Annotated in this window: 32 protein-coding genes and 1 pseudogene; 13 read left to right on the top strand and 20 right to left on the bottom strand. The window is 28.0% G+C overall.

Going from position 1 to position 26,580, the window contains the following annotated elements:
* Window positions 1-62: 62 nt before the first annotated feature.
* Entirely contained in the window at window positions 63-581 is a 519-nt protein-coding gene (locus tag AB3K27_RS01360) for a spore maturation protein (RefSeq protein ID WP_368489481.1), read from the bottom strand.
* A gap of 29 nt (window positions 582-610) precedes the next feature.
* Window positions 611-1,186, bottom strand: coding sequence for a nucleoside recognition domain-containing protein (locus AB3K27_RS01355; RefSeq protein WP_368489480.1), 576 nt, complete (start codon window positions 1,184-1,186; stop codon window positions 611-613).
* 180 nt (window positions 1,187-1,366) lie between these two features.
* Here AB3K27_RS01355 and AB3K27_RS01350 point away from each other — a divergent pair, with 180 nt between their 5' ends.
* On the top strand, window positions 1,367-1,609 hold the full coding sequence (locus AB3K27_RS01350) for a metal-binding protein (RefSeq protein ID WP_368489479.1): 243 nt from the start codon (window positions 1,367-1,369) through the stop codon (window positions 1,607-1,609).
* Window positions 1,610-1,956: 347 nt separating this feature from the next.
* Here AB3K27_RS01350 and AB3K27_RS01345 read toward each other — a convergent pair whose 3' ends face one another.
* Together AB3K27_RS01345 and AB3K27_RS01340 are read right to left on the bottom strand one after the other, a co-directional pair.
* On the bottom strand, window positions 1,957-3,450 hold the full coding sequence (locus AB3K27_RS01345; protein ID WP_368489478.1) for an N-acetylglucosaminidase: 1,494 nt from the start codon (window positions 3,448-3,450) through the stop codon (window positions 1,957-1,959).
* A gap of 183 nt (window positions 3,451-3,633) precedes the next feature.
* Complete coding sequence (locus AB3K27_RS01340) at window positions 3,634-4,224, bottom strand: polysaccharide deacetylase family protein (RefSeq protein ID WP_368491140.1); 591 nt, start codon at window positions 4,222-4,224, stop codon at window positions 3,634-3,636.
* Window positions 4,225-5,068: 844 nt separating this feature from the next.
* Between AB3K27_RS01340 and AB3K27_RS01335 the strand changes: the two genes are divergently transcribed.
* Together AB3K27_RS01335 and ispF are read left to right on the top strand one after the other, a co-directional pair.
* Entirely contained in the window at window positions 5,069-5,233 is a 165-nt protein-coding gene (locus tag AB3K27_RS01335) for a hypothetical protein (RefSeq protein ID WP_368489477.1), read from the top strand.
* Window positions 5,234-5,302: 69 nt separating this feature from the next.
* The gene (gene ispF / locus AB3K27_RS01330; protein WP_368489476.1) at window positions 5,303-5,797 is read left to right on the top strand and encodes a 2-C-methyl-D-erythritol 2,4-cyclodiphosphate synthase; all 495 of its coding nucleotides are present in this window, start codon (window positions 5,303-5,305) and stop codon (window positions 5,795-5,797) included.
* Window positions 5,798-5,883: 86 nt separating this feature from the next.
* Here the strand turns inward: ispF and AB3K27_RS01325 are convergent, their stop codons facing one another.
* The gene (locus AB3K27_RS01325; protein WP_368489475.1) at window positions 5,884-6,486 is read right to left on the bottom strand and encodes a DUF1836 domain-containing protein; all 603 of its coding nucleotides are present in this window, start codon (window positions 6,484-6,486) and stop codon (window positions 5,884-5,886) included.
* A gap of 286 nt (window positions 6,487-6,772) precedes the next feature.
* Complete coding sequence (locus AB3K27_RS01320) at window positions 6,773-7,150, bottom strand: hypothetical protein (RefSeq protein ID WP_368489474.1); 378 nt, start codon at window positions 7,148-7,150, stop codon at window positions 6,773-6,775.
* Between the two features lie 302 nt (window positions 7,151-7,452).
* On the opposite strand from AB3K27_RS01320, the gene AB3K27_RS01315 reads away from it, so the two are divergent.
* The 9 genes and pseudogenes from AB3K27_RS01315 to rbr all read left to right on the top strand — a co-directional run bounded on the left by AB3K27_RS01315 (window position 7,453) and on the right by rbr (window position 13,839).
* On the top strand, window positions 7,453-8,103 hold the full coding sequence (locus AB3K27_RS01315) for a PspA/IM30 family protein (protein WP_368489473.1): 651 nt from the start codon (window positions 7,453-7,455) through the stop codon (window positions 8,101-8,103).
* 8 nt (window positions 8,104-8,111) lie between these two features.
* Window positions 8,112-8,765 (top strand): DUF1292 domain-containing protein, encoded by a 654-nt coding sequence (locus AB3K27_RS01310; RefSeq protein ID WP_368489472.1) that lies wholly within the window; start codon window positions 8,112-8,114, stop codon window positions 8,763-8,765.
* 319 nt (window positions 8,766-9,084) lie between these two features.
* Window positions 9,085-9,312: a transposase gene (locus AB3K27_RS01305; RefSeq protein ID WP_368489471.1), complete on the top strand. Its 228-nt coding sequence runs from the start codon at window positions 9,085-9,087 to the stop codon at window positions 9,310-9,312.
* A 187-nt stretch (window positions 9,313-9,499) separates the two neighbouring features.
* Window positions 9,500-9,664 (top strand): annotated as a pseudogene (locus AB3K27_RS01300) (IS3 family transposase); the annotation flags it as partial.
* A gap of 481 nt (window positions 9,665-10,145) precedes the next feature.
* On the top strand, window positions 10,146-10,487 hold the full coding sequence (locus AB3K27_RS01295; protein WP_368489470.1) for a PadR family transcriptional regulator: 342 nt from the start codon (window positions 10,146-10,148) through the stop codon (window positions 10,485-10,487).
* Complete coding sequence (locus AB3K27_RS01290; protein WP_368489469.1) at window positions 10,480-11,073, top strand: permease prefix domain 1-containing protein; 594 nt, start codon at window positions 10,480-10,482, stop codon at window positions 11,071-11,073. Before AB3K27_RS01295 ends, AB3K27_RS01290 begins: the two co-directional genes overlap by 8 nt.
* A gap of 48 nt (window positions 11,074-11,121) precedes the next feature.
* Window positions 11,122-11,973 carry a lysostaphin resistance A-like protein gene (locus AB3K27_RS01285; protein WP_368489468.1) on the top strand — a complete coding sequence of 284 codons (852 nt, stop codon included), beginning with the start codon at window positions 11,122-11,124 and terminating at the stop codon, window positions 11,971-11,973.
* A 540-nt stretch (window positions 11,974-12,513) separates the two neighbouring features.
* The gene (locus tag AB3K27_RS01280; RefSeq protein ID WP_368489467.1) at window positions 12,514-12,888 is read left to right on the top strand and encodes a desulfoferrodoxin; all 375 of its coding nucleotides are present in this window, start codon (window positions 12,514-12,516) and stop codon (window positions 12,886-12,888) included.
* Between the two features lie 366 nt (window positions 12,889-13,254).
* Window positions 13,255-13,839 carry a rubrerythrin gene (gene rbr / locus AB3K27_RS01275; RefSeq protein WP_368489466.1) on the top strand — a complete coding sequence of 195 codons (585 nt, stop codon included), beginning with the start codon at window positions 13,255-13,257 and terminating at the stop codon, window positions 13,837-13,839.
* Between the two features lie 112 nt (window positions 13,840-13,951).
* On the opposite strand, the gene AB3K27_RS01270 is transcribed toward rbr, so the two are convergent.
* Window positions 13,952-15,355: an HD domain-containing protein gene (locus AB3K27_RS01270; RefSeq protein ID WP_368489465.1), complete on the bottom strand. Its 1,404-nt coding sequence runs from the start codon at window positions 15,353-15,355 to the stop codon at window positions 13,952-13,954.
* A 383-nt stretch (window positions 15,356-15,738) separates the two neighbouring features.
* Between AB3K27_RS01270 and AB3K27_RS01265 the strand changes: the two genes are divergently transcribed.
* On the top strand, window positions 15,739-15,984 hold the full coding sequence (locus AB3K27_RS01265) for an AbrB/MazE/SpoVT family DNA-binding domain-containing protein (protein ID WP_013236841.1): 246 nt from the start codon (window positions 15,739-15,741) through the stop codon (window positions 15,982-15,984).
* 155 nt (window positions 15,985-16,139) lie between these two features.
* On the opposite strand, the gene AB3K27_RS01260 is transcribed toward AB3K27_RS01265, so the two are convergent.
* From AB3K27_RS01260 to AB3K27_RS01200, 13 genes are all read right to left on the bottom strand, one after another.
* The gene (locus AB3K27_RS01260; RefSeq protein WP_368489464.1) at window positions 16,140-17,228 is read right to left on the bottom strand and encodes an NlpC/P60 family protein; all 1,089 of its coding nucleotides are present in this window, start codon (window positions 17,226-17,228) and stop codon (window positions 16,140-16,142) included.
* Window positions 17,229-17,576: 348 nt separating this feature from the next.
* Window positions 17,577-18,416 (bottom strand): 16S rRNA (cytidine(1402)-2'-O)-methyltransferase, encoded by an 840-nt coding sequence (gene rsmI, locus AB3K27_RS01255; RefSeq protein WP_368489463.1) that lies wholly within the window; start codon window positions 18,414-18,416, stop codon window positions 17,577-17,579.
* Between the two features lie 15 nt (window positions 18,417-18,431).
* Window positions 18,432-19,172, bottom strand: a complete 741-nt coding sequence (locus tag AB3K27_RS01250; RefSeq protein WP_368489462.1) for a tRNA1(Val) (adenine(37)-N6)-methyltransferase — start codon at window positions 19,170-19,172, stop codon at window positions 18,432-18,434.
* Between the two features lie 327 nt (window positions 19,173-19,499).
* Entirely contained in the window at window positions 19,500-20,264 is a 765-nt protein-coding gene (locus tag AB3K27_RS01245; protein ID WP_368489461.1) for a flagellar motor protein MotB, read from the bottom strand.
* On the bottom strand, window positions 20,261-21,055 hold the full coding sequence (locus AB3K27_RS01240; protein WP_368489460.1) for a flagellar motor protein: 795 nt from the start codon (window positions 21,053-21,055) through the stop codon (window positions 20,261-20,263). The genes AB3K27_RS01245 and AB3K27_RS01240 overlap by 4 nt, the downstream gene beginning before the upstream one ends.
* A gap of 212 nt (window positions 21,056-21,267) precedes the next feature.
* Complete coding sequence (locus AB3K27_RS01235; RefSeq protein ID WP_368489459.1) at window positions 21,268-21,441, bottom strand: DUF362 domain-containing protein; 174 nt, start codon at window positions 21,439-21,441, stop codon at window positions 21,268-21,270.
* An 86-nt stretch (window positions 21,442-21,527) separates the two neighbouring features.
* Window positions 21,528-21,731, bottom strand: coding sequence for a heavy-metal-associated domain-containing protein (locus AB3K27_RS01230; RefSeq protein ID WP_368489458.1), 204 nt, complete (start codon window positions 21,729-21,731; stop codon window positions 21,528-21,530).
* A 12-nt stretch (window positions 21,732-21,743) separates the two neighbouring features.
* Window positions 21,744-22,649 (bottom strand): stage 0 sporulation family protein, encoded by a 906-nt coding sequence (locus tag AB3K27_RS01225; protein WP_368489457.1) that lies wholly within the window; start codon window positions 22,647-22,649, stop codon window positions 21,744-21,746.
* A gap of 7 nt (window positions 22,650-22,656) precedes the next feature.
* Window positions 22,657-23,601 carry a DNA polymerase III subunit delta' gene (locus AB3K27_RS01220; RefSeq protein WP_368489456.1) on the bottom strand — a complete coding sequence of 315 codons (945 nt, stop codon included), beginning with the start codon at window positions 23,599-23,601 and terminating at the stop codon, window positions 22,657-22,659.
* Window positions 23,602-23,616: 15 nt separating this feature from the next.
* Complete coding sequence (locus AB3K27_RS01215) at window positions 23,617-23,946, bottom strand: cyclic-di-AMP receptor (protein WP_368489455.1); 330 nt, start codon at window positions 23,944-23,946, stop codon at window positions 23,617-23,619.
* Between the two features lie 121 nt (window positions 23,947-24,067).
* Entirely contained in the window at window positions 24,068-24,754 is a 687-nt protein-coding gene (locus AB3K27_RS01210) for a dTMP kinase (protein WP_368489454.1), read from the bottom strand.
* An 18-nt stretch (window positions 24,755-24,772) separates the two neighbouring features.
* Window positions 24,773-26,212 (bottom strand): aminotransferase class I/II-fold pyridoxal phosphate-dependent enzyme, encoded by a 1,440-nt coding sequence (locus tag AB3K27_RS01205; protein WP_368489453.1) that lies wholly within the window; start codon window positions 26,210-26,212, stop codon window positions 24,773-24,775.
* Entirely contained in the window at window positions 26,191-26,403 is a 213-nt protein-coding gene (locus tag AB3K27_RS01200) for a sigma factor G inhibitor Gin (protein ID WP_368489452.1), read from the bottom strand. Before AB3K27_RS01200 ends, AB3K27_RS01205 begins: the two co-directional genes overlap by 22 nt.
* Between the last annotated feature and the right edge of the window lie 177 nt (window positions 26,404-26,580).

Raw genomic sequence — 26,580 nt, 5'->3', positions numbered from 1 at the left:
TCAATTATATTATACAACTAATGACTTAAAATAAACATAATATTTTTATAGAAAAAATCTCATTAAAACATAATTTTTACCACTGTTACTGCCATTATTACTGAAACCAAATCTGCCATTATAGCTGCCCAAAGGGCATGTCTTATTTTTTTTATACCTACTGCTCCAAAATAAACTGTTAATGTATAAAATATAGTTTCTGTGGAACCCATAATTACAGAAGCTACCCTGCCTATATAACTATCGGCCCCAAAATTACTTAGTATTTCACTAAATACGCCAAGAGCACCATTTCCTGATAGAGGTTTTATAAATACAAGCGGTACTACTTCTGCTGGAATACCTATAAAGTTTACTATTGGTTTTATAAATCCTATGAAATAATCTAAAGCTTTAGATTCTCTAAACACCCCTACCGCTAATAGCATTGCCAGTAAATATGGAAATATCCTAATACATATACCAATACCTTCTTTAGCACCTTCTACAAAACATTCATATACTTTAACTTCTTTTATTATTCCATAGGTAACTACAGACACTATAATTATGGGTATTATACTCTTTATTATGTAACTCAAAATTTTTCCTCCTTTTATTATAAAACCAATCAAAAATATTTTTCCATTATTCTACAACATATTAATCCAACTATTGCAGCTATAGCAGTACTAATTACCGCTGGTATTATTGTTTCTGCAGGATTTCTCGAACCCATGGCAGCTCTAATGGAAATAACCGTAGTAGGTAAAAATTGTATACATGCTGCATTTAGTATCAGAAAAAGAACCATATCATCACTGGCTTCTTCTTTTTCATTATTTAAACGACTTAATTCCTTCATGGCTTTTATTCCAAAAGGAGTAGCTGCATTGGATAATCCCATCATGTTGGCAGTAATATTCATAACTATTGCCCCCATGGCTTTTTCATCTTTAGCAGCTTTTTTAAACAATAATTTCAATATTGGCTTCATAAGCTTGGCTATTTTATACGTAAGTCCACTTCTTTCTGCTATTTTCATTACTCCACACCAAAGGCACATTATTCCTACAAGATTTATTATAAGTTTTACCGTTGAATCTGAAGAAGCTATAATAGATTTAGATACCTCTTCTCCTCTACCACAGATAATACCAAATATTATTCCAAAAACCAAAATAAAAAACCATATAATATTGATCATAATTGACTCACTTTCTAATCTTAAAATTTTTATAAAAAGTAATTATTTTACTTTTACATAATTAATATATGACAGTTATCATATATAAAATTACTAATTAAAATATATAAAATTTATATTGAAAATATTTTTCAGGAGTGTTACCATTTGTGATATGATATTTTTATAGGGAGGCTAACAATGATAATTAAAGATATAATGAAATACATAGAAAGTGAATATTCAATTATAAATTATACCCCGTGTAAAGTATGTGGTGGAAATTATATAATTAAATGTTCAAATGAAATTTTAATTGATGATATTCCTTATGATATATGCCATTGTATATGTTCAAACTGCGGTTATGAAAAAGTCTTTCAATTTTGTGCGCCTTTTATAAAAGAGGATCTCCCGATAAATATAAAAGCCATATTAAATTAAAATAATATATTTAATATATCAAGTGATTGTTAGGTTCAAGTGGAGTTTGCTCATAAGGAATGCTTTTCTCCATTTGAACCTTATTAACAGTATTCTTAGTGTCTTTAGCACTTAGAATACGTTATCCTTTAGGGGAAAAACTTATAAAGGGCATAGCCGTACTTATTCCCCTACTTTGAAGAAGTTGGAGGTAGTTAAGTTCTAGTTGCTGTTTTCGGATAAATAAAAAAGCCCTTATGAAGTTTAGTTACTTTAAAATATACCCTATAGAGCAGCCTTTTCTATTGTCTACTTTCTGAGATACATCTTAATTTTAATTTCATAGAGGCTTTTATATTACTAAAATTTTACTTTAATTTAGGTATTTCAAATTTTAATATAGTATTAGAATTTGAGGATATATCTTGTATTCCTTTCATTATATTAGGAATTTGTTTATATGCCCAAGCTATATCCGTAGCATATTGATGTTCTCCTGGATTGTCAGGATTCCATCTCATCTTATAAAGTGTATTTTGATTTTTTGTAGGGTTATTTATATATTGACTTGCTATCCAAGCTGTCCCCCCAAAAATAGCTTCTTCTGGAGTAAACCATTCATTGTCATATGCTGTCTTAGTTCCATTAATTAAAGAATTATCATCTGTGGCTCCTATACCAAAGAAATTATATACCGGTTTTCCATATATATAACTGCCGCTATCATCAACAGCCCCTCCTGTAGCCAATTTTGAAGTTCCATATCCTGTCTCAAGCATTGCATGAGATACTAAATAAGCTACACTTATATTATTTTCCTTGGCTGCATCCAAAAATGCTTGTCCCATTCCTTCAAAAATTCCTTTTCCCTTCAAAAAACTATTTAAATTATCTACCGTAATTCCCTCTGAATATGTAAGCTTTAAAAATTGATATTTTCCATAACTATCAAGAAAGTTATCTGGATTAACATAGTATTTTATCTGATTTTTAGTTGCTGCATTGTCCATTATACTAGTCTCAACAAAAACTGGCTTGCTATATGAATTAAACTGGGTGTCTACCATTTTATCCAAGGTTATGTCATATTCTACATATTGGTTATTTTCATCATTTATACTATCAACACATCTAAAGTAATCTACAATATAATTATCATAATCTGTATTTACATCTCTATGAGCTCCTGTTATCCCCTGTCTCTTTACATATATAATTACTTTATATTTTTCTCCATTAGTTCCTGAACTTAATGTATTCAACGCTGTTATTTTACCATCTACTACAGTAGTATATCCTTTAGTAAGTTCTGTATAAACTCCACTTTCACCTGACTGCCTATTTATAAAAACTCTGTATTGAACATTGGATGAATCAGAATTTACAAAAAATCCTTGATATTGAGATGACAATAAAGGAGTATACTCAAATCTACTGGAAGTTATCTTAGGAAGACCTGAATAACTAGTACCATCTGAATACTCATTTATTGTTGTAAATTGTAAGCTTACTGGACTTGATAGTTTTTTGCCTGAAATTGATTCAAGTCCTGTTCCTATAATTAAATTATATGTCTCACCAGGATTATATCCTGATACCTTAGGACTTATTACTACAGTACTTAGATCACTTCCCTGTGTTACTACCACAGGTACCTCAACATTACTCTTGTCCATAACTTTTATATTAGTGTTATTTACAGTAGTTGATTTTAATTCAATATTGAATTTAACAGTCCACTCTTTATTAGTATTAATATTTACCTTAGGTGTTGGTATAAAAGAACTTGCATATACCTTAAATTGAGAAAATGTCATTAAAAATAGTACCGATAAAATGGCTGCTTTCACTCTTTTATTCAAATTTACACCTCCTAAAAATATTGATTATCAAGTAATTCTTAGATTCAGCGGAGTTTGCTCATAATCACCGCTTTTCTCCAACTGAATCTTAAAAAAACTTATCCAGGCGCACAACAGTACTTATCCTCCACTTTGAAGAAGTTGGGAATTTAGCTTAATTGCCACCTTTGGATAAAATTTTACCTAGTTCGAAACTTCATATTGACTATTTGTCAATCTTCTTTTAAATTCATTCATATCATGATTAGAACTTATATACACTCTATTTAACATGTATAATCCCTGATTTTTATTAGACCATCCTCCTATAGCAGTAAAAGCCATATTATATCCTACTGATTTCACAGCTCTTAAAGTATCTTCATTCCATTTTCCATAGGGATATGCAATATACTTTACCTCTTTATTCAAGATTTTTTCTAAAAATTCTTTTGAATCTTTAAGAGTCTTTATTTGAGCATCATAATCCAAATCACTTAAATTATCATGATTTACGGTATGACTTTCAATATCTAATCCATAGTTTGACATCTCTTTTAATTCATTAGAAGTCAAAAAATCTTTTTCTTTGTCTATAGTACTTGTGATTATAAATATAGTAGCCTTAAAACCTAACTCTTTTAATATGGGAAAGGCATTTTTATAGTTATCCCTATATCCATCATCAAAAGTTATAATTACAGACTTATTAGGTACTGGATTATTATTAACTAAAAAGCTATAAAATTCATCTAAAGTAAGGGTAGTATATTTATTGTCCTTTAAATACTGCATTTGCTGCTTAAATTTTTCTTTCGGGATTCTCAGTTCATTTCCTTCTTCATAATCTATAGAATGATAATACAATACAGGGATAGATTGTGAGTTATATATTAAATTCCCCTCTATAGATTGGTTATCTTCATCAACAACTTCATTAGTATATTGTTTTTTCTTGTCATTTTCAATCTGTTTAGAATTTAAATTCTCAGTTATGTTACTTTTTTTTTTCATCTGTAAATAAAAATCTGGTTTTATAAATCACAAATATTCCAGATAAAATAAATAATATTATCATTAATTTAACTAAAATTTTTATAATATTATTTTTCATTTTTTCACTTCCCTGTTAAAATATACTTAATATTTTATGAATTATACACATTATCCACAAATAGCTGTGGACAACTTGCCATTTTACAATTGCCATAACTTCTAAAATTTTGTATACATATACACTATTAGTATAAATTCCTCATTCAATGTAAATTATACTAAAAAATTATTAATTTGTCTAAATTTAATTAAGTATACACAAAGCTATGAATATTATTCACTAAACATTATACATTTATTTAAAATAATAGTAACTAAATTAGATCCATGACCATATAATATTAATACCCACATAGTTACAAAGCTCATATATTATAACTAACATTTCCTCATACAAAAAATATACCTTTTTATCTCAAAAAATTAAGAGGATCACCTTTCCTCTTAATTTCTTTACTTTACTAACTTTGAATAAGATTTCTTTTAAAATAATTTTTGCACTTTTTACAATTTTATTAACATTTGTTTGAACTTATGTTATTATTTAAATAAGAAAATATTTTATGAAAGGTGGGGTTATTGTATGAAAGATAACGTTACCAAAGTAGATTTCTCAAAAAATAAAAAAAATGAAAAAATGACATTATTTCTTTCACTAAAAAAATTTTTTATAAATCTTTTTAGTTCTAAAAATAAAACTCATAAAGAAGATAATAAAATAATTCCATATTCTCGTTATATATCCTAGGTGCTTAATCAATGCACCTTTTTATTTCATATATGATAAAATATAATAAAAATTTATGGAGGATTTACTATGAGAATTGGACTTGGCTATGACGTACATAAACTAGCTTATAACATACCTCTTATATTAGGTGGTGTAAATATTTCTTTTAATAAGGGATTAGTTGGACATTCTGATGCTGATGTACTTGTTCATGCAATAATGGATGCTCTATTAGGAGCTACATCTTTAGGAGATATAGGAAAACATTTTCCCGATAGTGATATGAAATACAAAAATATCTCCAGCCTTAAATTATTACATTACGTATCAAATCTAATAAGAAACAAAGGATATTCTATAGGCAATATAGATTCCACTATAATAGCTGAAGAGCCCAAATTATCTCCTTATATACCTGAAATGAGACTAAATATAGCTAAAACTTTAAAAGTAGATATATCTATAATAAGTGTAAAAGCTACTACTGAGGAAGGTCTGGGATTTACAGGTAAAAAAAAGGGAATAGCTGCTCAAAGCATATGCTTATTATATAATAATTCAAAACAAACTATAGATTTTTAATTTATTCTAATTTTATATATTGTCAAAAAACTTCCTTATTATTATAGACTCTAATAAAAGTCGCAAGGAAGTTTTTAATAATTTTTTTATTTTTCTTCATAATTATTTACTATATTTTGAACCAACTTTTTAATTGCACTTGCCTGACAAATTAAAGACATGACCATAAAAAAAACCATTATTTTTTCTTCTTCATGAATTTTTAAATTCATATCTTTTACCATATTTTGAAATTTACTTTCATTAAGATATTCTTTTTCGATTAAGTTTTTAAAGCTATCTTGCTGTAAGTCAGAAAATATCTTATAGGCGTTTTCCCAAGATATTATATCGTCTTCTCCATTATTTATTTCATTAAAAGCTAACCTAAATACTTTTTTTATCTCCTCTGTAGTTAATATAGGCCTCATATAACTTAATAAAATAAGCTGAACTAAATGAACTTTGGTATAACCTCTTTTTTTTCCGTCTTCTGGTCTAGATATAACTTCATTCTTTATATAATTTTGCACTATATTATTAGTATACTTTTCTCCTTTAAATTTATCATTTAAATAATCTGTTACCTGAGATAAAAATAGATCATATCTTGGCAAGTCTTCATAAGGTATTATATTATTATCTGATATGTTTTTAGCAATCTTATTTATATATTCTATTCCAAATCTACGTTCATCCAATATTAACATCCTCCAAACCAATGTATTTCTAAAAAAAATTTAAAACATTAAATCATATCTATATTATATTGCATAGACATATTGTTTACAAATCAAACATCCTATAAAAATATAAGATTTCATTAGAATATCTTAGATAAACCGTATTAATATACTTTAAATGAGTTAATATTATACTTGTTATATGTTATTATATACCGTATAATAAGTTGTATACATTGATAAACATATTATGTTACTATTATAGTGGAAAACATATATTATTTTAGGTATCTAAATATCAATCAAAAGGTGCCTAAGGGGAGGTGTGTAAAATCAAATTAAATAAAAAATATTTTATCATATCCCTGTTACTTACTTTTTTATTTTTATGGGTACATGCTGTCACTCCACAATTAATTACTTTAAAAACAACTACAGATTCCATTACTGTACATGCTAAAAGCTCAAAATCCAGAAGTTCTTCTTCAACTGGAAGTACTTCAAAATCTTCTGGAAATAGTTTTAAATCTGGCAGCTTTTCTTCACCTAAATCTAGTAATAATAGTAGTTCTAAAAATAATACTAATTCTAGTTCCAAAAGTAGTTCTAGTGGAGATTTTAAATCCGGTAGTTTTTCTTCGCCTAACTCCAGTAATGCTTCTAATACTAATAATAGCTCTAATTCCAGCAATAGTTCTAGTGGAGATTTTAAATCTGGTAGTTTTTCTAAAACTCCCGATAGTTCTAATACATCTACTAATACTAATTCACAATCTAGTAAAGGCTATACCAATGAAAAAAAACGTTCTATTTTACCGATACCCATCCCTATATTTTGGGGAAATAACCACTATACAGGTAACAGCAGTAGTCTTTTAGCAAGTTTCTTCTGGGGTTTTGTTAAATTTATAATATTTATTATTGTATTGATATTTATTATTAATATGATAAAAAAATATAAGAGAAATAAAAAATAATTTGAGGAGGATTTTTATGGGAGTATTAAAAAGAATATCTAATATTTTCAGAGCAAAAGTAAATAACACTTTAGATGGGATGGAAAACCCTATTGAATTGCTGGATCAAAAACTTAAAGATATGGAGGATAGTTTAAATAAAGCTAAATTATCTTCTGCACAAATACTAGGTAATGTACATGAAATTAAGAAGAAAATGGAAGACTCAAAGAGAATATCTTTAGAATTTGATGAAAAAGTTAAACTTGCTTTGAGTAAAAACAATGAAGATCTTGCTAAAAAAGCTTTAGAACGAAAATTAGAGGCTGATAAAACCTATGCTTCTTTAGAATCAAGTTATAAAGATGCCTGTGAAAAAGCTGAGGCAATAAAAACTAAATTAAAAGAATTAGAAGAAGAAATTAGAAAAACTAGAACATATAGAGATGAAGCTGCTGCAAGATTTAATAATGCTGAGGCCTCTAAAAAAGTAAATGAAATATTAGCCAACGTAGAAACAGGTGGAAACAAAATAAATATAGATGACATTGAAAGAAAAATTCAGAACAAGGAAGCTTTAGCTGAAGGCCTTGGTGATTTAAGACAGGAGGACTCGTTAGAAAAAGAATTTGAAAAATTAAATGAAATCAACATAGATGAAGAATTAAAAAAATATAAGCAAAATTAGGTGATACCATGGGAAAAACAGATCAGTTTATAAAAGCAGAAAAGGATAAATACGGAAAAATATTTGTAGATATAAATTATGCCATAAGTTCTGTTTCTCCTTTTTTGGACAAGGATACTTTAAGTATAAGAAAGTATGTAGCTAAAATATCAATTTTAAAAAAGTATATAGATTTAATTGAAGAAGTAGAAAAGGAATTTAAAAATATAAGCCTTTTAAATAGATTAAAAGGAAATAAATATATATCTCTAATAAAAGACTATAAAAATGATAATTATCAATCCTTACTGCAACTTGAAAAATGTTCTAGTTGTCAATGTTTAAATTGTACAGCTCCTTGTAGTTTTGATAGTTGTCTTGGATGTAAATCTGGTTCTAAAATTGTACATTGTGATAGGAAAAGAATAAATGCTTCAAAATATGATACTTTCTTTGTAGACTTAACTAATAATAAAACTGGTGAAAGTAATAGGTATACTGTGCTTTCAACACTTCAAGATGTACAATTAAATAAAAAATATATAATTATTGAAAATATTGCCTTAAAAGAAAAGTTTATATTATATTATTATCCTGGAATTTCTGAGGATAGTTATGGAGAAATATCAAATGCTGAAGAATTTGACTTTATAATTTCAACTTTTCAGTCCATAGAAGAATAAATATATTGTCAATTCAAAATATTTGTCCACAGAAAACACAAAGTTATCAACAATTTCTGTGGATAACTTATGCATACTACATCAAAATTAAAAGAATACTTATTTATATTGTAAATAGGTGTTCAGACTGCTGACAAACATATTCTGTCAGTAGTTTTTTGTTTTGGACAAAAATGATTTTGAGTTTTTATGTAGAATATAAATATTATATATTTCATTTTGGAAGATTATATCTTGGATCATAGAACCGTAGTGACCTGTACTCGAATTGATGAACACATATGAGTTAGATATAATAATTATATGGAGGAGATAATAAATGTCAGGTAATGGTAAGAGGTATAATGCAGAATTTAGATCAGATGCCATAAAACTTGTACTGGAAAAAAGAAGGTTTGTGAACAGCGCAGCAAAAGATTTGGGTATAAATGACCAGACCTTGAGAAATTGGGTAAATAGCAAAAATGAGACGTCAGCGTGGCCATACATTCGGTTACAAAGATGTGCAAATTATTTAATGTGTCATGCAGTGGATGTTACTGAATAAGCCGTTAAAAAGTAAGATAAAAGCTGAAAACAAGCAGATACTTAAAATAGTACGGTCCAGTTATTTTAAAAGCCATGGGATTTGCGGGCTTGACAAGCTTCTTTGTGATGTAAGAGAAAAATTTCCACACTGCAGCAGGCAGAGACTTTACAGGATACAAAGTGGAAATAAACTTTACTCCATAGGGAAAAGAAAATTCAAGGCAACTACATACTCCGATCATAAACTTCCAGTAGCTGAGAATCTTTTAAACCAAGATTTTAAAGTTGAAAGTTCAAATTCTGTGTGGGTAACTGATATCAGTTATATTGGTATACATGAAGGCTGGCTATACCTTGCAACTGTAAAAGATTGTGTTCGAAGGAATAAAATAACATGCAGCATGCTCAATTCAGAAAAAAATTTAAGATTTTAATGGCATCATAGCTAATTTTATATGGAATATTATAATCAATGGCAAGAATAATAATTATGCGACATTAAGAGAATTTCTAACTCTAAAGTGTCCACTTTTTCGAAAAAAGCTCATATATTTCAAGAAAATATAAATGTAGTCTATTGTCTTAAATTATATTATAATTTGTCGTATTATGATATTGACATTTATTCTTGAGTATTACTGTTTTAATGTGATCTTGTTAGAATGTTACAGTTCATCTCATTCCATCCCTATACCATAATTCCGGCAACATTTTCAACATTATGTAATAAACCTAATTATTTTACGAAAGTAATTGATATTATCAAGTACTTTCTAATATAATATAGTAAAGAACTATATTATATTAGAATACTTTATACGATGAACTAATTTAGTTAGGAGTGCTGTTGTAGTGGAATTCGAAAAGGAATTATTAAAAGGCTATATTGATATAATCGTTTTATCAATCTTAAAACATAAAGATATGTATGGTTATGAAGTTGGAAAAACCATAAAACAAACAAATAAAAACTTTGAGATGAAGGAAGCAACCTTATATGTATCTTTAAAGAGACTGGAAAAGAGAAATTATTTGGAAGGATACTGGAATGACGATGAAAATACTGGTGGCGGGAGAAGACGTTATTATAGGATTACACAAGAAGGTTTGAATTTTTTTAAAGAAAAAGTTCAGGAATGGGTGGTTCTTAGGGAACTATTAGATCATTTTTTGGAGGTGAACATTAATGAATAAAATTGACCTGTATGTAGACCGTATTTGCAGCAAGTTCAATGAATCTGACAAGGATATCCAAATACTTAGAGAAGAACTGAAATCAAACCTTCATGATGAGGTATTAGAGCTGCAAGATCAAGGTTTCAGCGAGGAAGAAAGTATAAAAATTACCTTGAAGAATTTTGGTGAAGAAAACAATGTTATTTCAGAAATGAACAGCATATGGACAAGAAAAAGCGAGTTTACTTTGAAAATTGTAAAAACAGCAATTGCCATTTTTATAACTGGTTGTATCTTGTTCATCATTCATATTCTTTTTAATAATGGCAGTCTTACTTTTCAAAATCTTACTTCTTTACTTTTTAGTATTTCTTGGATTATCGGGTGCATTGCTTTCTACCAACATATCAATATTGAAAACAAAAGCGTATTTTTATATCTAATAGCCCTATGCGATATCATCTTTAGTGTATTTTTTGTTTCCTTTATACTTTTTCCAAATCACGTAAAAGAAACTTTAATCATTATATCTGGCATTATATTAATTACAGTTTTAATTATGAAGGTATATTTCATTAAGAATAAACTTCAAAATCAAAAATAAAAGTAAAATGAAATAATAAAAATTTAATTTTTATGGGGAGGTTTAATTATGTCTAATTTAAATTCTTTTAAAATTTTATCAAATCTTGAAAATGAAAAATCAGAGGTTAAAAAGCTGAGTATTACAGATGCAGTACTTGCTGCAATTTCTTATATATTGATATTGTATTTTTCTTTAGGCATCAGTTTCCATGTGATTAGCCTATTCAACAATATCATATTAAAATTGTCATTGTCTATTTTTATATTAGGAGTTACTTTTTTCGCAGTTACTGCAGTATTCTATGGATATTACATTACTAATCTTAGTAAAGATAAAATTAAAGTGAGACCGGTAAAAAAATTTACTTTAATTAATTCATTGCTTCTAATACTGATTGTTTTAGGTTATCTGCTGTTTTTCGATTCACTTTTGATGCCAATAGATAAAATTCTTCCGGGATTTAGCTTAGTTATGAAAAGCATACAACTTATTAATAAAAATCCTGTATTTTTTATTGGATACTCATATGTCATTGGACCTTTATTAACAGAGTTTGTATTTAGAGGTATTATTGTCGGCGGACTTTCCAAAAAATATTCCAATCTAAAAGCAATATTGATATCCTCACTGCTGTTTGGAATATCTACCTTTAGCCCTGCAGCATTTATGTGCGCTTTTATACTTGGAATCTTATTAGGTTACCTTTATATAAAAACTTATTCATTATATTTATGTATAATTGGCGATATACTCTATAATGTAATTACAAGCATTTTACTTCAATGCTATCCACAGTTTTTATTGCTAATTAGCTCAAATATTCTTATTATAGCCCTATTATCTATCATTGGACTTTTGATAATGTATCTTGGCATAAAAAGACTTTCCTCAAATATTGAAAAGACTGCTTTACAATAACACTTTTAAGATGTCAACTGTACTTGATACAGGCTGCAAGCAATTTTATTATCTCGCATTCGTCTAATTCCCTTAAACCTACCTTCATAATCCTGTACAGTTGCTCTTAATTAAGCTAATTATATAACGAATAAGAACTCTCTTAAAATAATGTCTTTACAACTATATAAATAATTTTAAATTATTATTATTTAAAACTATTTATTAAAAAACTATAATAACTATTGAATATTTAATTTTTTTAGGGTATAATTAAAGAGTAAATTCAATTTAGTACTTAGGCTAAAAAATAAACTAATATGTGTAATGAGAGGAGGCATTACTTACATGTTAAATTTTGTATAGGTAATAAACCAGGTAAAGGTAACTATAAATGTACTACATATGGTGAAATAGTAGTTCTTGGAAAGGATACAGATTTTTTACATCGTTGTCCTAGGTGCCATCGTATAGAATTTGAAAAAATTTAATATTATCAAGTGATTCTTAGGTCAATATAAAAAAATATTTTTCAGTTATAAATATTAAGGAGGAATAATTATGATAGAAATTAAGCAAGTATATAAATGTGAAGTCTGTGGAAACATAGTGGAGGTTCTTTATAATGGAGGAGGCACTTTGGCTTGCTGTGGTCAACCAATGAAGCTTATTGAAGAAAATACTGTAGATGCAGCTTCTGAAAAGCATGTACCCGTAATCGAAGAAATAGATGGAGGAGTAGTAGTTAAAGTTGGATCAGTTGAACATCCAATGCTGCCAGAACATTATATTCAATGGATTGAGGTTCATACTGAAAATAAAATTTATAGAAAGTATTTGAAACCAGGAGAAAAACCAGAAGCTACATTTAAATTAGATGAAAAATTAGTAATGGCACGAGAATATTGTAATTTACATGGACTCTGGAAAAAATAATCAAGTTATTCTTAGGTTCAGGTGGAGTTTACTGTAGAGAACTGCTTATTTCCATCATGAACCTTATTAACAGTATTCTTAGTGTCTTTAGCACTTAGAATACGTTATCCTTTAGGGGAAGAACTTATCCAGGCGCGTAGCAGTGCTTATTTCCCACTTTGAAGAAGATGAGAGTATTAGCAATGGTAGCGTTCGGATAAAAACTTATGTTTTATGATAGTCTCCTAAATAAACTGAGAAGACTATTAATCTATTTGATAAATAGTCATTAAAAATTATCAATCAAGTTACTTATAAATGTATTAAAAAATACTTATTTTTAAATTATAAAACAAAATATTAATTTATTTTTAGGAGGTAATTTCTATGGCATCTTTAAAAGGTACAAAAACTGCTGAAAATTTAATGAAGGCTTTTGCAGGAGAATCTCAAGCAAGAAATAGATACACTTATTATTCATCTACTGCTAAAAAGGAAGGTTATGTTCAAATTTCTAACATATTTTTAGAAACTGCTGAAAATGAGAAAGAACATGCCAAAAGATTTTTTAAATTTTTAAATGAAGATTTATTAGGAGAATCTGTAGAAATAAATGCTTCTTATCCAGTTGCTCTGGGAGATACCAAAACAATTCTTAAAGCAGCTGCAAAAGGTGAGAATGAAGAATGGTCGAAACTTTATCCAGAATTTGCTGACATAGCTGATAAAGAAGGTTTTTCTGATATAGCAGAGGTTTTTAGAAAAATAGCTGAAGTTGAAAAACATCATGAAGAAAGATATTTAGCTTTACTTAAAAATATAGAAAACAATACCGTATTTAAAAAGCAAAAAGTACACAAATGGAAATGTATTAACTGCGGATATATTTATGAAGGAGTATTTGCTCCTGAAGTTTGTCCTTCCTGTGCACATCCTCAATCATATTTTGAAATATTTATAGAAAACTATTAGTAACTTCAAAAGGAGTGCTGCAAAACTACTTTAAAAGGTAGTTTTGCAGCACTCCTTTTGTAATCAATATAAATACTTATTTATATCGTAAACGGGTATTCTTTTAATTAAGTTAAATATAAATTTTAGAAGTCTGTGATTTTAAATAATTTAATGCATCTTCTCTAGTAATTATTTCGCCTAAATATCTGAGCCTACGAATACTTTCAATTGCAGTTTTTACCTGAGGTCCTGATTTAACCAATACTTCAACAACCTCTTCTCCACTTAGAATTTTATTATCTCGTATACTACAATATAATTTATATTCTTTTAACATCTCCTCAATAAATTCTTTAAACCCTGAATTTTTATCTTTTATCTCTAATAACATTTTGGTAGCACAATTATCACAAAACGCAGTAATAATTATTTCTACTACATATCCATCATATTTATTAAAAAATTTATAAAAAGCCTTTTTTCTATTTATAGTTTTATTTGTAAAAATGCTCAGTGGATACATATGTCCTTCTACTATATTTTCTATATATTTTGTTGCCTTTTTAGATAATTTCATATAATTGCAAAAATTTCTACATATAGCAGCTCCCTTTATTTCATGTTTGTAAAAACTTACTTTATCTCCTACTTTTTTATACGCTTCATATTTGCCTATATCATGTAAAAAGCAGGCCAAAGCTAAATATTCTTTTAATTTAAATTCACCCATTTTAGTATTTAATTTATTGATATCTAAATTTTCAAAATTTATACTGCCATTTAAAATATCTTTAAATATTCCATAAGTTAAATTTAAATGAGTAAATACATCTTCAACATGATATTTACATTTTCCTATAGTTTTAGATTCTTCTATATAAGGAATTATATACCTTAGTATTCTATAATTATCAAGAATTTCAAAGGCTCTTCCATATTTATCACTTTCTATTATAAGCATAAGTTCGTTGAAAATTCTTTCCTTGGGTAGATCCACTATTTTACCTTTGAATTTTTCAATATTATTCTCAGTTTCTAAATTAAAATGCATCCCTAAACTTATACAAAATCTAATACCCCTTAATATTCTACAAGGATCATATTCTAGACTTCTATCAGTAACATTTTTTATTATCCTACTCTGAATTGCCCTTCTTCCATAAAAAGGATCTATTATTTTATTATCGCCAAGTCTTAAGGCTATGGCATTAATTGTAAAATCTCTATTTCCCAAATCTTCTTCAATGGAATTTCCTTTCATAAGAGATACGTCTATTTTACTTTGATCTTTTACACATCTATATATAGATACACTTTTTTTTATAGGGAAAAATTTATATCCTTTATTTTGAAGTTTATTTATAAGTTCATGAATATCTCCATTAAACACAAAATCTGCATCTTTAGGCTGAGAGACTATATTTATTAACTTATTTCTTATATATCCTCCTACTAAATAAAGTTCTCCTTCTACTTCATTAATTATATCTTTTACATCATAAATAAATTTTTTTATATAATTCAAATTTATCACCTACTCCCCTATTTATTTTATCATACAAGAATACTGAATTTCTACAGATAAAACTTCCTTATTTTAAAATTAATATAATCTGAATAGTTCATTTGGAATTTCGACATATAATATGAATTATCCATTTAGTTACTTTTTTCTTATATATATATTTGAAAAGTTATCTAATTTTTTCTTTTATTTTATCATTAATCCCAAGATTAAACCATTACAAAATTGTAATTATTATTGACTTTTGTATATTTTGGTAGTATATTAACTTTAGATGGAATTTGATAAGAAATTTGTAAAATATCTTATCAAAATGTGTTGACTTTTAATGTAATTTTTGCTATTATTTAATTGTATCTATGTCGAATTATGGAATCAAAGGGGGAAAACAAATGAAATCGACAGGTGTTGTAAGAAGAGTAGACGAGCTAGGAAGAATTGTTATTCCTATAGAATTAAGAAGAACTCTAGACATCGCTGAAAAGGATGCCTTAGAAATATATGTAGATGGCGAACAAATCATATTAAAGAAATATGAACCTGCATGTATTTTTTGTGGTGATGCACGAGATGTAGTAAACTATAGAGGCAAAAATATCTGCAAAAGCTGTCTAAATGAATTAAAAGAAGGAAAATAACAATTACATAAAAAACTGACATCGAAATTTCGATGTCAGTTTTTTATTTATTCCTAATTATTAATATACTTGTAAAACATCACAGCTAAACTCTTTGTAGTTAAAATAAAGCTAACTATGTATATATGTCTTTTTAGTCTATGTCTATTATTATGTTATTTAACTCGTCTTCCTCCACTAAAATCAGATCTGGCATCCAAAGATGCTATCTTGACTACATCTCCTGTTTTAGGTGCATTAATAAAAGCTCCATTACCTACATATATGCCAACATGATATGCAGGATAACCAAAAAATACTAAATCTCCTGGTTCAAGTTCACTTCTAGATACAGCTGTACCTGACTTTTGCTGATCTTGTGAAACTCTTGGAAGATTAACTCCAAAATGTGCATATACATACTGGACTAAACCCGAACAATCAAAACCTGAAGGAGATGTTCCTCCCCACACATAGGGAACACCTAAAAAATTAGAAGCATATGCAACCACTGCACTGGAAGATACTAATTGTTGTCCACCTCTTGAAACACTTATGCTTGAACTTCCATCGGAGTTAGTAATTCTTGGCGCAGACTCCCTAATCTGCTGTACATTATTTGATGCCGTAGCTATTACTTGTGAAGTAGTAGTATCTACTGCTTCAAGAGCCTCTTCTTTTTTATTTAAGTCAGCTATTAAATTAGTTTGAGTCTCTTTATCACTATTAAGCTTGGACAACTTTTCTTCATTTTCAGATTTTAATGCTAAGAGTCTATTATTTTCACTATCTAATTTTTGCTTGTCCTCATCCAACTGTTCTTTTTTATCCGTTAAACTGCCTATAACTTGTTTATCAAAACCCATTATCTTCTTTATATTATCTATTCTGGATATAAAATCATTTAAACTATCTGCATCAAGTATAACACCAAGATAACTGTCCATACCATTTATATACATGACCTTTACCCTCTTGTTAAATAATTCCTGTTGACTTTCTATATCCTTCTCAGTAGACTCTATATTATCTTGGGTCTTTTTCATATTATCTGAAACTTTAGCGATGTCCTTTTTATTGGCATCAATCTTCTGTATAACTTGTACTATTTCACTGTTTAATTTTTCAACTTTAATTTCTAACTGTTGTTTTTCCTGTTTAACTTCAGTTAATGAATTTGAACTGCCAGGTGCCGCTAATACATTTCCAGCTATTGACAATGACATAGCTAGGGCAATTACAACAGACAAAGTTTTTTTATTCAATATTTCATACCTCCTTGTAAAATATTTAACAAATTTTCTCCTTTAATATAAATTAAGAAGAGCAAATGTTTTACTCTAAATTACAGGTTTAGAGTCTCCTTTAAACAAAACTTAAAACCATACCTAATTGATTTAAGTATAGTTTTAAATTTAACATGTGTATATTATATCATTAAATTGGAATACTTCTCAACGTTTATATAAAATCTTCTTAATAAAAATTAAATTTTTACTGTAAATCCACAATCTTCATTGATAAATTGATTATTTTCTATTATATTTTCTAATAAGATAATACTTTATCACATTATTATTTTTATTATTTCATTTTAATTTTATATTCCACTGTTATAAATTAATAGAATATTTATAAATTTTAGATTTACAAACATTTCTATCCTTGGCTACTTTTTTTACAGCCTCTTTTTTATCTAATCCCTTATCAATATACATCTTTATATGATCTTCTATAGATAAATCTTCCCATTTTTTCTTTTTCTCTTGTAAAAGTTCTTTTTTATCCTTACCTTCTATTACAAGAACAAATTCTCCTTTTATATTTCTGCCAGAATAATAATTTATAGATTCTTCTATAGTAAATCTTAATATTTCTTCATAAATTTTGGTAAGTTCCCTACATATGGCTATATGTCTATTACCTAAAATATCTTTCAAAGCTTCTAAAGTATGTATTAATCTATGTGGAGATTCATACATTATAAGGGTTTCCCTTCTATCCTTTACACTCTGTAAAAAAATTTTTTTATCTTTATTTTCCCTGGGTAAAAATCCCATAAACATGAATTGAGAAGTATCCATACCCGAATAAACTAATGCTGTAGTTACAGCATTAGCACCGGGTAATACTTCAAAATCTATCCCTTCTTCTATACACTTACGTACAATAACACTTCCTGGATCTGATATCCCCGGGGTACCTGCATCACTTACCAATGCTATACTTTTTCCATCTCTTAGTTTTTCTATTAACAATTCACTCTTACCATTTTCATTATATTTATAATAGCTTATAAGAGGCTTTTTTATATTAAAATGATTTAATAACTTTAAGCTCTGTCTGGTATCTTCTGCTGCTATTAAATCCACACTTTCTAGTGTTTCTAAAGCTCTTAAAGTTATGTCTTTTAAATTTCCTATAGGAGTTGCCACTAAAAAAAGTTTACCCATGATTTACCTCTCTTCTTATCTTCCATATATTTTGTTAATTTCTTCCGTATAACTTCCATCTAACTCATGTACATATACAGGCACACCCCATTTTAAAAATCGTCCTCCATTATTTTGTCCTTCTATAAGTACCATGTTAGGAGCCTTACTTACATCAGGCTGAACCATTCTTATGAATTTAGGTTCTATCTTATACTGTCTCATAGTACAAATAATATCTGCCATTCTATCCGGTCTATGTATCATATAAATTTTGCCATTATCTTTCAGGAGCGCTTTAGCTGCCTTTATAACATCCTCTAATTCACAACATATTTCATGCCTGGCAATGGCATTTTTATTTTTTAAATTTATGATTCCAGAGTTTTTCAATTTGTAAGGTGGATTAACTGTAACCACATCTACTCTAGGGATATTCCTCAAATAATTTAAATCTTTTAAATCCTTATTAATAAACTCTATAATATTTTCCATATTATTGAATTTTGCAGATCTTATGGACATTTCCACCATATCTTTCTGTATTTCTATACCTATTATTTTACTTGCCGGTGTTTTTCCTGATAATATAAATGGAACTATTCCTGTACCACTGCACAAATCTATTACCCTATCTCCTCTTTTTACTCTAGCAAAATTGGCAAGTAGCACTGCATCTACCCCAAACCTAAAAGCATCTTTTTTTTGTATAATATATAATCCTTTTAATTGTAAGTCATCTAAAGTTTCATCATTTCTTAATAAATTATTATTCACATAAATACCTCATTTTCAAATTGATATTTTTAATTATGATTTAAATACTTTACATTGTCAAATAGTCATCAAGTGATTCTTAAGTTCAGGTAGAGTTTGCCCATGAGGAATGCTTTTTTCCATCTGAACCTTATTAACAGTATTCTTAGTGTCTTTAGCACTTAGAATACGTTATCCTTTAGGGGAAGAACTTATCCAAGCGCATAGCAGTGTTTATCTCCTAATTTGAAGAGAATGAGAGTATTAGCTAATTGAAGCATTCGGATAAATTCATATATAAAAAATCCCAGGATACATAATCCTAGGAAATGTAAATACCATATTATTTTATTTTTCAGTGGAACTATTGTTAACACTATTTTCCTCTACTGCATTAAATTTGCTGTTCAATATAACTATATCAACCCTTCTATTCTTAGCTTTGCCTTCATCTACGGAATTATCTCCTACAGGTCTGTATTCCCCATAGCCAATTGCAGATAACTTTTCTGGTTCAATTCCAGCATTTTTTATAAGAAACTCAGTAACATTAGATGCCCTGTCACAGGATAACTTCCAATTAGAAGAATATTGATTATTACTAATGGGAACATTATCTGTATGCCCTTCTATCCTCATATAGTTTCCAAGCTGATTTAAAATTTTACCTATTTCTACAAGTTTTTGTTGAAACTCTGGTTTTATATCGGCTCTTCCTGTATCAAATAGCAAAGTATCATTCATACTTACAATAAGTCCTCTTTCATTTATACTTGTAGATACACTTCCGCTCATTTCACTGTTTTGCAGATATTTGTCCACCTCTGCCTTTAGTTCAGACAATTTTTTTTCCTGATCATCTGTATCAGTTTGATGTACTTCTTCAGGATCTATAGTTTCTTTTATACTTGAAGTATCATCACTTCCTATTACACTTTTCCCTCCACCCATAGACATCTTTAAAGATTCTGCCACCTGCTTATATTTAGATGCACTTATATTGCTCATAGAATACATTACAACAAAAAATATCATAAGTAAAGTTATTAAATCGGAATAAGTAAGCAGCCATCTTTCTGTATTTTCTTCTGAATGCTTTCTTTTCTTTTTCATAGCTGCTGTCTACCATCCATTTCTTCAAATTTAACTAGTTCTTCTTTATTTAGAAAACTCTTTAATTTTTCTGCTATGGTATTGGGATTTATTCCTTCTTGTATGTATAATATTCCTTCAATTATTAAAGTCTTCTCTTTTACTTCTTTATCATCAAGTACATTCAATCTACTACTTATTGGAAGCCATATAAGATTAGCTGCACCGATACCATATAATGTTGCTAAAAACGCTATTGCTATCTTAGGTCCCAATGTAGACGGATCTTCTAAATTACCCAAAACATGAACTAATCCCATAACTGTACCTACTATACCCATAGTAGGAGAATATCCGCCAGCACTTTGAAATACAGCTGCTCCTTGTCTATGCCTTTCTGAAGTGGATTCTAATTCTAACTCTAATATACCCCTAACTGCCTGAGGATCTACTCCATCTACCACAAGCTGCAATCCTTTCTTTATAAAAGGATCTAAATTAGGATCATTAGATATTTCTCCTTCTAAACTTAAAAGCCCATTTTTCCTGGTTCTATAAGATACATCTTTAAAATAGGATATTAAAGAAGGCAAATCCGTTTTTGGAGGACTTATCATAACTTTAACCATCTTTGGAGTTTTTTTCAATAAATCTAAAGGAAAAGACACCCCTACAGCCCCAATTGTTCCACCAAATACTATCATAGCTGCTGTAGGCCCCAAAAGAGCTGAAAGATGTCCTCCATCTAGTATGAATCCCCCACCTAGGGCTAATAATCCAAAAATTAAGAATAAAATAACAGATATATCCATATTATACCTCCGTTTAATGCATTTTGCTACTAAAACTCTTATTTAAATCTTTTCACCTATATTTTATTAATCGGTCAAAATAATCTACTCTTTATACAATGTTTTATGTATTTATAAATATAAGAATATTAGGATCCTTAGAAAAGAAACTTGTCCAAAATTAAAAAGACTACCCTAGGCAGCCTTTTTAAAAGTAATTTTAATCATTTACATTAGTCTGCTTGAACTGGTGCTCCTACTGGACAGACATTAGCACAGTTTCCACATTCTATACATGTACCCTCATCTATTAAGAATTGAGTATCTCCTTGACTTATGCATTCAACTGGACATTCTGAAGCACATGCTCCACAATTCATACAAGCATCTGTAATTTTATATGACATTAATCCTACACCTCCTTAATTAAAATCACATGTTTCTATTATCCTATAACATTTTATCACACTTATTAAAATTTTTAAAGATAATTTTAAAACACCGCATAGCCTACATCTTCAAGGCATTGTATTATTTTATCTTCTGTTATAAAATAATCATCATATACTATACTAACTTCACATTTTTGTGTATTTATCTGACATGCTATTACTCCCTCATTATTAGAAATAGCTTTTCTTATATTATTTACATCTCTAGTATTACGTATATTAGGAATCTTAAATACAGATTTCATACACTGACCTCCCTAGTTCTCATTAAATAAGTGTTTAATTATATCTTCATCTTCGTCTTCTATATCAATCTTTATTTCATCTTCATTTATATTTCCTTCAAACCCTCCAGATATCATATGAATATCATCTATAGATATTTCTTTCATCATATCTTCACCATCTTTAACTCTTATTTTCACTTTAACTATCTCTTTCACTACAGAATTACTCACAACTTCTCCTTGTCCATAAGATGTATCTACAATGGAACCTACTTTAGGCAATTTTTTTCTTATTTTTTCATAAGTATCCTGTTCATAATTTAAACAGCACATAAGTCTTCCACACATACCTGATATTTTTGTAGGATTTAATGACAAATTTTGTTCTTTAGCCATTTTAATAGAAACAGGTACAAAATCCCCTAAGAAAGTAGAGCAACACATGGTTCTACCACAAGGTCCAAGTCCTCCCACCATTTTAGCTTCATCCCTTACTCCTATTTGTCTAAGTTCTATTCTAGTTCTAAATATTGAAGCAAGATCTTTTACCAATTCTCTAAAATCTACTCTTCCATCTGCAGTAAAATAAAATATAACTTTATTATTATCAAAAGTATATTCTACATCTATAAGTTTCATCTTCAAATCATGCTGTTGTATTTTTTCAATACATACTTTAAATGCTTCACTTTCTTTTTTTTTATTTCCATTATGTTTTTTTATATCTTCTTCTGTGGCTATCCTTAATACATTTTTAAGTGGTGAAACTATATCACTTTCATCTATAGCTTTTGGATTTATAACACATCTGCCGAATTCTATACCTCTAGCCGTTTCAACTATTATATTATCATCTTTTTTTATACTTAAATTATCTGGCGAAAAATAATATATTTTTCCAGCTTTTTTAAATCGTACCCCTACAACTGTTACCATATTTTATCTATACCTCCTGCATTTTCATCAACATAGAATCAAAAACCAAGGTTGAATTTACATTTCTATCTAGCTTTTCTCTAACATTTTCTATAATATTAATAATAGCATTTAACTCATTAAATGAAAACATTTCTCCTATAGCTTTTAGATCTTGAAATTTGTCAGTATTTATAATTAAATCACTATTACCTGTTTCCTTATATATGAGAACATCACGTACATAAGATAACATACAGGTAAGTATCTCTTCCCAATTATCTCTTTCTTTAAATAAATAATTAGAAAATTCCAAAGTAAGATTTATATCTTCATCATATAATTTCCTAAATATTTTTATAGTTATATTCCTTATTTCCCTCAAAACTGAACTTGAAATAAATTTTTCTGCTCTTCCAGGTATCCCATCACTAAAAGCCATAATGGACTTTAGTTCCTGTTTAGACAATGCTGGAAATTTATTATTCAAAAATATTTGCATATCTTTTGAATTTAATCTATTAAGTTTATATATCTGACATCTGGATTTTACTGTATCTAAAATTCCATCCAACTTTTCACACAATAGTATAATAAAACTCCCTTCGGGTGGTTCTTCTATAGTCTTCAACAGTGCATTTTGAGCGGTTTCCGTAATTTTATCAGAATTATATAATATTATTACTTTTTTATCACCTTCATAAGGTTTTTTATTAATCTCTTCTATTATATATTTTATTTCTTCTATACCAATAGATCTTTTATTTTTAAATAACTTGAGTTCTATTATATCTACGTATTGTTTAATTTCATTTTTACCTAATATTTTTATAGCTAGTTCTTTAGCAAGCAAACTCTTTCCTAATCCGTCTTCTCCTACAAAAATACTGGCATGAGAAAATCTATTCAGCTTTATGGAATTTTCTATCTGAGATTTTATCATGTCATGACCTATTATCCTATAAAAACTCACCCTTAAATTTACCTCCTAAATTTTAATAAACTTATCCACATCTACTACAAATATATTTGCACCTCCAACTTCTATCTCCATAGAATAAGGCATATATACCCCTGTAGCACTTGCAACTGAAGAAGGAGTAGTTACAACTTGTTTTCTAGTTTTACAGACCTGTTCAATATAAGCTATCACTTTATCTACACCATCTTCTTCTACTCCTATCATTAAAGTTGTATTACCTGCTTTTAAAAATCCTCCTGTAGTAGCAAGCTTAGTCACTTTAAATTCATGTTTCGTTAGAATTTTTAATAAATCTCCTGCATCATCATCCTGAACAATAGCTATAATTAATTTCACAAAGCATCTCTCCTTCTAATTTTATCTGAAAATTATCTGAATTTTTAAAATTAACTTATAATAATTATAGCATAATTACTTAATTGTATAATCTTATATTAAACTATTTAATACGGATATATTACATTAATATGTTTTTTACTAAACTATATATATTTTCATGAATTTCATTTACTGTATTTATTCTATTATTTCCCACACAGGAAACTTTACTCCATCTATATTTACTTGCAACATATAATGCATTATTATATGAATTAATTAAATATTCATAATTACTCTCATGTATATCTTTCTTAGAATTACCTGTAAATTTATTATTTCTCTCAATCATGAGATTTTTACTATACTTAGGAGGCATATCTAAAAATATGATGCAGTCAGGTATTGGCAGCTTAAATATATTAAATTCAAAATCCCACAACCATTTTAAAAACTTATCTTTTTCTTCTATATCATTAATTTTGGAAGCTTGATGTATCATATTAGATGTAGTATATCTATCTGCTAAAATTATACCTCCTTGTTCATAAAACTTTTTCCATTGAGTTTTATAAGAAGCAAATCTATCTACTCCATAAAAAGTAGATGCAACATAGGCACTTACATCTTCAGGATTTTCTCCAAAGTCTCCATTTAAGTACATTTTTACCAAGGCGGATGATTCACTACTGTAATTAGGATACTCTACTTTTTTTACATTGTATTTTTCATTTAGAAGTCTATTATAAAGTTTTGTTGTTTGGGTAGCTTTACCACTACCATCACATCCTTCTACAACTATAAGTTTTCCTTTTAATGATTCCATTTAACTTCCCCCATAAATTTATTTTACAACTCGAATTTTATTATCCCTTATACCTATTATATCTAATCCAGATTTTACATAATACTTTATGATTTCTAAAATATTTCTATCTATTATCTCCCCCATCAATAATAAAGGTATTCCTGGGGGATACGGTGTTACGTTAATTGCTGCTATTCTTCCTAATGAACTTTCTATATTTATTGTCTCTGTTTCTGAATTTATAATTTCATAAGGCAATATGCCCATTTTAGGTATTTCATACTCCATAATATCTATTTTTTTATGTGTAAAATTTTTTAAATCACAATTTTTTAATGCTCTATACAATTTTTCAAATTCTTCTTTTTTATTAAAAGGAGAAAAAATTAATACTACATTAAAGTTATCACTCATTTCAGCTTGAATTCTTGATTTTCTTAAATAGTCCAATAATAAATTTGCACTGTAGCCTTCTTCCAAATTTATAGTATATCTGGTCAAATCTATATCCCACACACTTGATGGTAAATTTTTATTATGTACAGAGATATCCTTTTTTCCAATTATACTGAATCCTTTTATAAGATTTATTTTATCTCTATAATATTCACTTATTTCAATAAGTTTTTCATAATCTTTATATCCATACTTTTCAAGATAAAATCTGGCATAATCCATAGAACAAAGTGCTACATAAGAAGGACTTGTACTTAAAAATACCTTAGAATAAAAATCAACTTTATCTAAATCCTCTTCATTATTAATATGTAAATAAGCAGTTTGAGTGAAACTTGGAAGTGTCTTGTGTGTACTTGTGACTACCATATCTGCTCCCATTTTAACTGCACTTTCAGGTAAACTTTCATGGACTCCAAAATGAGCGCCATGGGCACAATCCACTAAAATTTTCATATTATATTCTCTAGCTTTTTCTATTATAAATTCCAAATTACTACATATACCATAATAGTTAGGATATGTAACAATTATTCCTTTTGCATCTTTATTTTCATCTAAGGTTTTTAAAAAATGCTCCAAATTTATACAAACAGGAGCATTTAATCTTGTACTTATAATATTTTTTAAATATACGGGATTTAACTTTCTCATAATTATTCCATTAAATACAGAGCTATGACAATTTCTTTCTACTAAAACTTTATCCCCCTCATTAAAGCTGCTAAATAGCATTATCATATTTCCCGAGGTGCTACCATTAACCAGAAAATAAGATTTTTTACTTCCATAAAAATCTCTAAGACGCTCACTGGCATCTAATATTATACTTTTAGGATTATGAAAATTGTCTACTCCATCTACCTCTGTAATATCAAACTTTAAAATATTATCTATAAACTTCCTTCCTATTGAAGTATTAAAAAATCCCCTGCCATTTTTATGTCCAGGCATACAAAATGATATATTATTTTCTTCAATGTATTTTAAAACTCCCTCTAAAAGCGGTAATTCTGACAATGGATTATCTCTCCTTTTTTAATAAAACGTACTATAGTTTTTTTTATTCTTTGTTTATAATACTCATAAAAATCCACATTATTTTCTAACTTTAATAATCTTTTTTCACAACTTCTACATATTCCTCTACCATATATTATTATACCATTACTTAAAGGCTTCCCACATATTATACAATACTTTTTTTTCATTCATATCCTCCTAGCAAGTCCTAATTATGAATTATAAATTAATTTTATCATTTAGATTCTCGCCTTTTAATGCATATAATATTCAATTGAATTTTATTTTATTATCCTAATATTATATAATATTCAATTTATCCCTAAATTTATTTTGTCCACATAAATAAATTTAAATTTTAATAT

The organism is Clostridium sp. BJN0013 (assembly GCF_040939125.1).
GTDB lineage: Bacteria > Bacillota > Clostridia > Clostridiales > Clostridiaceae > Clostridium_B.
This window is presented reverse-complemented; position numbering and strand designations above follow the sequence as displayed.